Genomic DNA, 5994 nt, shown 5'->3' with positions numbered 1-5994 from the left:
GAGATTTTCTCTTTTGAGCGCTGAGGGAGGGATTTGAACCCTCGAGTCCCAAGGGACACAGGTTTAGCAAACCTGCGCCTTACCTGGCTAGGCTACCTCAACAGAGGAATCTCGCATCTTGTTTACAGACACTCGCAGCTGAATAGTCGCTGCTCCATGAATGGTGCTTTATAATATGGGCAGGTGCGGGTAATAAGTGTTTGCCCGATGAGAGTCCCACTCGTGAGAGTGGGCTGGCATTGAGAAGATTTCCGCAGGAAATCTTCGAGCATGGAAGTCCCGGCCTGTCCCGCCCTTACTATATGTGCGGATTCTGGAGGTTGTGATTGCACGCAATACTTAGTATCTAAGTATGCGTTGTATGGTATTTGACTATCCCTGATCCACCGCGGGGGCGCCCCGGCGGGGAATCGGTCGTCGCATCAGCGATGACTGATTTGAGAGGATATCAATCTTCGATTGCTGCGGCGGTCATCGCTTTTTCCATACATGAGTACTCTTAGTAAAAAACCCTGAGCTTGCAGGAATACCTGCACTTAGTAACCTGCATTCATGGGAGGGGTTGCCCTCGCGCCCTGGTCAGGCAATGGCGTGGATGGGGGGTCGGGCAGGTACATTTCGATCCCTTGGGAACTGGGGTCACGCGGGAATCTCCACCGTAATTTTTCATTGCTGCCACGCTCCTGGCACTTGGGGAAATGGAAATGTACCCATGCGACCCCCTCCCATCTTTTTATTTTTTTTGCACGGACTGGCAGGAAAAATGGTAAGTTTTGCCGATGGCAGATTCACGGTCATGGTCGGGCAGAGAATGGGCCGACTGGATGGATGGGGTCGCATGGGTACAATCATGATCGTGAGCGAACCTCCTCATCACTTCATTCCTGGTGGTACTTGCCGCGGCTCTCATTGCAGCAGGCTGCACAGGGACTGCGGTCCCGTGTAACCGGAAATCCGCTCCGGTCCCGGGCATCACTCACCCTGCAATTTTCCTTTTTTAAAAACCGGCCACACATTTCATATTCCCGGCCCCGATCTCTCTTAGAGGAATCCCTATGCAGAAACCCGCACTGCTGATCATCGATATGCAGAACGATTTCGTCCTGGAAGGCAGGCCCCTCCGGGTGGCATCTGCCCGTACCGTAATCCCGAAAATCCATGAAGTGCTCGCAGCGTTCCGGGCAAAGAAACTTCCGGTCTTCCATATCGTGAGAGTCCACCGGAAGGACGGCTCCGATGTCGAGATCATCCGTCGGGAGATCTTCCGTAAGCAGCCGTTTGCTGTCGAGGGAACGCCCGGTGCAGCAATCGTAGACGAACTTACGCCGCTGCCGGGCGAATACGTGATCCCAAAGATCCGGATGAGCGCCTTCATCGGCACCGAACTCGACCTGATGCTCCGGAACCTCGGCATCACGGACCTTGTCGTCGCCGGCATCCAGACCCCGAACTGCATCCGGACAACCGTCTTCGATGCAATCGCGTACAACTATCCCGTGGTGCTTGCCGTGGACGCAACCGGCGCCCAGACGGACGAGATCCACAATGCCAATGTCCGGGACATGCAGAACATCAGCGTCCGGATTATGACGACCAAAGATCTGGTAGCATCCCTCTGAACGATCCGGATAAAAGGACACTCCAACCATGCTCTCCGGCACCGAACTTGCCCTCGCAGGACTTGCAGCGGTAGCGGCAGGGCTGATCAACGCCCTTGCCGGGGGCGGAACATTAGTCTCGTTTCCCACACTTATTGCAATGGGCATCCCCCCGGTGGTTGCCAACATCACCAACACGGTGGCACTCTGCCCCGGCTATCTCGGGGGCGCACTGGCCCAGCGGACAGATCTCAGGGGACAACAGCGGCGACTGCTGATCCTCATCCCCGCCGCTATTATCGGGGGCGTGGCGGGAGGAGCATTGTTACTCCTCATAGACGAGCACACATTCACCGTTCTCGTCCCCTTCATGATCCTGATGGCCGCCGTGCTGCTCGCAGTGCAGGACCGGGTGAAGATATGGATCAGCTCGCACACCGGTTCCGGTGAGCGGGACGCTGACGGGTGCAGGAGGGCGATCCTGCCGGTGGGCATCGCCGCAGTCTATGGCGGGTATTTCGGCCCGGGCCTCTCGGTAATCATCCTTGCCGTACTCGGCCTCTTCATCGATGACAACCTCACCCGGCTCAATGCCCTCAAGCAGTGCATTTCGCTTGCCGTCAATGTAGCGGCAGCGGTCTTCTTCCTCTTCACCGGTCTTGTGATCTGGCCGCTCGCACTCGTCATGGCTGCCGGCGCCCTGATCGGCGGGGCTGCGGGCGGGACCATTGCAGGGAAGATCGATCCGGGCCGGCTGCGGTGGGCGATCGTGGCGATTGGGATCATCGTCGGGATCATCTTTCTGGTCCGGCTATAAACCGGTGGTATCACGTGTTCCCGCCAGGGCGGCCCCCGGATAATCCCATGTTCAGCAATTGTCAGGAGGTATCCCGTACGGGACGGGTACTGCCGCGGTAAAAAAGAGGAGGATGAGATCCGGTGCCGGCTCATAGCGCGTTGACAAGCGAGCGCCGGGTGACGATGCCCGCCAGTTTCCCGTTCTCCATGACCGGGATCGCACTGATATTCTTTTTGAGCATCGTGGCCACTACGTCGGCGACCTTTGCCGTCCGCTCCGCCGATATCAGCGGGGCGGTCATAATGTCTTTTACAAGCATATTCCGGATCCGGTGATCCTGGTGGTTGTCCCCTACTGACTCCCGGAACTTCCGCATCGCGATCGCCACATCGGTCTCGGTCACGATACCGGTATACTTCTCGTGCTCGGTCACCACGAACCGGGTAATCTTGTCGTCCAGCATCCGGCGCCGCAGGTGGACGACCCGTTCGTCGGCTTCGATGGTCACCACTTTCTCGATCGCATCCGCGATGCCATTCTCCGGGTGGTACTTCTTCAGCAGGTCTCCCGCTGATACCTGTCCGATCAGCTTGTGGTCACTGTCATAGACCACCACGAGCTTGTACTTCTGGAGGAGGGGGACCAGAATATTGACATTTTCGTCAGGATAGACGCTCGTGAAGTCCTCCTCAACCACGCTCGCCACGTGGATGGCCGTAGGGGCCAGGTCTGAGTTCTGCTTGCTGCCCAGCTTCTGCGCTATTGCCTGCCGCGAAACCGTGCCTACCACGGTGTTATTATTGACTGCGATCAGGGGGTCGAAACCCCCGTCGAGCATCTTATCGAGTGCTTCGGTAATTTTTGCCGATTTGGCAATCGTTGCCGGTTTTGCCATTACATCTCTGATAAAAACTTCTTTTGTCATTTTGCCACTTCCTTTATGATATCATCGCGTTTCAGGATCCCTGCAAGGGTATTCTTCTCCATGACAACGAGGCTGTTGACATGGTGTTTTCCCATCAGTGCAATAGCGTCCGGGAGCGGGGTCTCCGCCGGCACCGTGATGACGGGGGACGTCATGAGATCCTCCGCCGTTACGGCTGCTACCACGAGCAGGCCCTGCCCGCCCGGCCCGTCCGCCTCTCTGCGTCGCTGTATTGTCACGTCTTTTCCGATCACACCCGATAACTTCGGTTCGTCGTCAAAGAAGGCGAGGTTCGTCTCGGTGATGATACCAGCCGGGGCACCATCATCGTCTACCACCAGCACCTTGTCATTGCGTTCGCGCATCACGCCAATCACGTGATCGAGCGAGTGGTAGCGGCTGACCACCGCCACATCCTCCATCACGTCCCCGGCCGGGCACCGGAGTGCCCGGACGAGAACGGATTTCATCAGATCGGTCTTGGTCACGATACCGTTCACTGCGCCTGCGTCCACAACCGGGACGCTGCTGATGATCTTCTCAACAAACAGCCTCGCGATCTGCCGGATTCCCTCGTCAGGAGACACCACGGCAGGGTGTTCCGTCATCAGGGCGCCCACAGGGATCCGGTCAAGCGGGCGGCGGCGCCAGGCGGGTTCACCCTGCCGGAGCCGGTAGGCGATATCCTTCTTGGTGATGATACCGGTCAGCCGCCCGTTCTCCATCACGGGAAGACGGGAGATCTTGTGCCGCACCATCAGCCTGCGGGCATGGGCCACCGTATCTTCGGGAGAGACCACGAAGACCGGGGTACTCATGACATCACGTGCCTTCATCGCCTTCACCCCCGGGCAAATGCCCTGACCAGATCGAACTCGGTCACAAGCCCGATCAGATGGGAATCCTCGATCACCGGCAGCGCCCCGATATTCTTCTCCAGCATCTCGCGGGCCGCCTCATTGATGCTCTTCTCCGGGGTTGTTGTTGTGAGTTCGCCGGCGATCAGGATTCTGACCGGGAGGTTCGTGACCTCCGCAACGTTACCCGTCGTCATCCGGGCGAAGACTTCCCTGCTCCCGAGGTACCGCATGAGATCGGTGGCAGTGACTATACCGTAAAGCACGTCGTCGCTGACCACGGGCAGCCTCCTGAAACGGTATTTCATCATGTCATGGGTGACCGTTGCGATCGGGCAGTCGGGGGCTGTTACCCGGAGCGACTGGCTCATCACGTCCTCCACGTGCAGGGTGCTCCGTTCGGCGGCGAGCACGCGAAGTACATCGCGTTCGGTCACGATCCCGACGAGCACCCCCAGCTTGTCCACGATGGGAAGCCCCCCGATCTTCTTTGTCACGATCGTATCGACCGCCTCCCGGATCCGTGCACTGTCGGGGAGCGTGACTACCGTCTGGGTCATGATCGCCCGAACGCTTTCGTTCACCGCAGCGATCAGGTTGCCGTGGTGTTTCTCCCCCACGAGCCGGGACGTGTCACCCCCTCCGAGGAGGCTGATCACATCTCCGGACGTGAGGATCCCCCGCAGTTTCTTCGTACCTGCATCCGTGACGGGAAGCCTCCGGAATCCGCATGCTGTCATCTGCTCCACAGCGGCAATGATCGTCATGGTCCGCGGGACTGATACGACATCGCGGGTTGCGATCGCCATGACCTCCCCTTCCTGTTCAACGATATGGGACCTGAACTCGACCGGCCCGCGATCGAGCGTTCCCGGCATCTTCAGGAGCCTGTCGCCCTGCTTGACGCCATTTCCGTTCTGGTGCATTAACCCTCCGGATATTTTCTGGATAGTTTCTGTATTGTTCCTGAGCACCGGTGCATATCGGCCCGGTGCGATTCTGTTCCGTTATTATTACCGGGTCCTGCGACCCGGCCCTGTGCTGTCCTGCACAGCCCCTGCTTACGCAAGGGCCCCGAGGACATCGTGCCGGTTGACCACACCGACCACATGCCCGTCTTCGGTGACCGGCAACAGGCTGACATCGTGTTTCACGATCAGTTCCGCTGCAGCGCTGATCGGCTCATCAGCCCCGATCGTGAAGACCTCCCGGGTCATCACGTCACCGATTGTAGTACCGGCATGCTGCACGATCGCCGATCTCACCCGTTTACTGCTGATCAGGTCCCGCCGCGAGATGAGCCCGACGAGCTTCTTCTTCTTCAGGACCGGGAACGCGGCAAAACCGCTTTCCACGATCAGCGCCGAAACCTTCTGGAGTTCATCTTCGGGATCTGCTGCCACCACATCCGTCGACATCTGCCGGGAAACCGGGCCGTGCAGCTCGTTCCGGGAGATGATAACCGGGAACAGGTCTGCCAGGAGCACCCCTCCCAGGAAGTGCGACGTGCAATCCATAATGGCGGCACTGTCAGTACGATACTTCCGCATCGCCTTTGCCACCTGTTCAATCGGATCTTCCGGAAGCGCCCGTGGCGCCTCCCGTACGAAACCCTCGATCGTGATATTGGATTTGGTTGCGGTCACCCGAAGACCGTCCGTGATGTCGATATAGCCGAGGAGGTTCTTTTTTGCGTCCACGACATAGACTTCCCGGAACCGGTCATCCCGCAGGATCTGCCGTGCCTTTGTCATCTGGTCGGTATGTTTCAGCACAGGGATCTCAACCATGAAATCCTGTGCTGTCCTCATGTGA

6 protein-coding genes and 1 tRNA gene are annotated in these 5994 nt (G+C 58.3%); 2 read left to right on the top strand and 5 right to left on the bottom strand.

What is annotated here, in order from left to right:
* Positions 1–18: 18 nt before the first annotated feature.
* A tRNA-Ser gene (locus tag ABSE13_RS12960) sits at positions 19–102 on the bottom strand.
* Between the two features lie 953 nt (positions 103–1055).
* Here ABSE13_RS12960 and ABSE13_RS12955 point away from each other — a divergent pair.
* Both ABSE13_RS12955 and ABSE13_RS12950 read left to right on the top strand, forming a co-directional pair.
* Complete coding sequence (locus ABSE13_RS12955) at positions 1056–1619, top strand: cysteine hydrolase family protein (protein ID WP_424028935.1); 564 nt, start codon at positions 1056–1058, stop codon at positions 1617–1619.
* A 28-nt stretch (positions 1620–1647) separates the two neighbouring features.
* Positions 1648–2415 carry a sulfite exporter TauE/SafE family protein gene (locus tag ABSE13_RS12950; RefSeq protein WP_424028934.1) on the top strand — a complete coding sequence of 256 codons (768 nt, stop codon included), beginning with the start codon at positions 1648–1650 and terminating at the stop codon, positions 2413–2415.
* 130 nt (positions 2416–2545) lie between these two features.
* Here the strand turns inward: ABSE13_RS12950 and ABSE13_RS12945 are convergent, their stop codons facing one another.
* The 4 genes from ABSE13_RS12945 to ABSE13_RS12930 all read right to left on the bottom strand — a co-directional run.
* On the bottom strand, positions 2546–3322 hold the full coding sequence (locus ABSE13_RS12945) for a CBS domain-containing protein (protein ID WP_424028933.1): 777 nt from the start codon (positions 3320–3322) through the stop codon (positions 2546–2548).
* On the bottom strand, positions 3319–4158 hold the full coding sequence (locus tag ABSE13_RS12940; RefSeq protein WP_424028932.1) for a CBS domain-containing protein: 840 nt from the start codon (positions 4156–4158) through the stop codon (positions 3319–3321). Before ABSE13_RS12940 ends, ABSE13_RS12945 begins: the two co-directional genes overlap by 4 nt.
* 5 nt (positions 4159–4163) lie before the next feature.
* Positions 4164–5105, bottom strand: a complete 942-nt coding sequence (locus tag ABSE13_RS12935) for a CBS domain-containing protein (RefSeq protein WP_424028931.1) — start codon at positions 5103–5105, stop codon at positions 4164–4166.
* Positions 5106–5240: 135 nt separating this feature from the next.
* Positions 5241–5994, bottom strand: a 754-nt coding sequence (locus ABSE13_RS12930; RefSeq protein ID WP_424028930.1) for a CBS domain-containing protein, incomplete at its 5' end; no start/stop codon positions are given.

Source organism: Methanoregula sp., assembly GCF_049518935.1.
In the GTDB taxonomy this organism is placed as follows: domain Archaea; phylum Halobacteriota; class Methanomicrobia; order Methanomicrobiales; family Methanospirillaceae; genus Methanoregula.
The sequence above is the reverse complement of the archived record's forward strand: the minus strand, read 5'-3'. Positions and strand labels throughout refer to the sequence as shown.

Coding starts and splice junctions, on each gene's coding strand:
- ABSE13_RS12955 (WP_424028935.1), top strand. CDS start 1,056: ATGCAGAAACCCGCACTGCTGATCATCGATATGCAGAACGATTTCGTC.
- ABSE13_RS12950 (WP_424028934.1), top strand. CDS start 1,648: ATGCTCTCCGGCACCGAACTTGCCCTCGCAGGACTTGCAGCGGTAGCG.
- ABSE13_RS12945 (WP_424028933.1), bottom strand. CDS start 3,322: ATGACAAAAGAAGTTTTTATCAGAGATGTAATGGCAAAACCGGCAACG.
- ABSE13_RS12940 (WP_424028932.1), bottom strand. CDS start 4,158: ATGAAGGCACGTGATGTCATGAGTACCCCGGTCTTCGTGGTCTCTCCC.
- ABSE13_RS12935 (WP_424028931.1), bottom strand. CDS start 5,105: ATGCACCAGAACGGAAATGGCGTCAAGCAGGGCGACAGGCTCCTGAAG.